Annotated in this window: 1 protein-coding gene; it reads right to left on the bottom strand. The window is 42.8% G+C overall.

All coding sequences use genetic code 11. The annotated features are described in order from the left end of the window. The coding region (locus ACGTN9_RS21025; protein WP_499596484.1) for a SidA/IucD/PvdA family monooxygenase at window positions 1-483 on the bottom strand (483 nt) is incomplete at its 3' end. Between the last annotated feature and the right edge of the window lie 174 nt (window positions 484-657).

Below are 657 nucleotides of genomic sequence, written 5' to 3'. Positions count from 1 at the left end.
GACACTTCCAGTCCCTAACACGAGATTTTTCGTGCGGAAAGCATCTGTTTCATTCGTGGCAAGGTTCACAACCTCTACTTCAAAATAAGCTTCGTTATCCTTTACATGCCTAAGGTTCGTCACCCGGTACCCGAACTTACAACTGGACAGCTGACCAGCCACCCACTGGCAATAATCATTATACTCCCGGCGGGGGATATCCAGGCGCTGTAAAAAGTAAAACTGATACATACGCTCATTTTCATTGATATAGTTTAAAAATGTATACTTGCTACGCGGATCTGCCATAGTAACTAAATCTGCCAGAAACGGTACCTGGAGCTTCGTGCCTTCAATCAGCATTCCAGGATGCCACTCGAACTTTTCCTTTTGCTCAAAAAACATGGCATCTATTTCCGGCTGTTCATCCAGTAGTGCTGCCAGGCTCAAGTTGAACGGTCCTGCGCCAATACCAATCAAGTCATATAATTTTGCTTTGTCCAAATCCTTCACTTCCCCTGTATGTTGATTTCTCCGATTGTCACACTATCTTTTATCGTATCATAAGTTTTACGGTACTTGCCTAAATACTAAAATAAGACCACAAGCGGTTACACTTATGGTCCTCTATTTCAAGCTAATCTATTCTATCTGGAACTGAAATGCGCCCCATTATCA

It is taken from the genome of Halobacillus sp. B23F22_5, assembly GCF_043497085.1.
Lineage (GTDB): Bacteria > Bacillota > Bacilli > Bacillales > Halobacillaceae > Thalassobacillus.
The sequence above is the reverse complement of the archived record's forward strand: the minus strand, read 5'-3'. Positions and strand labels throughout refer to the sequence as shown.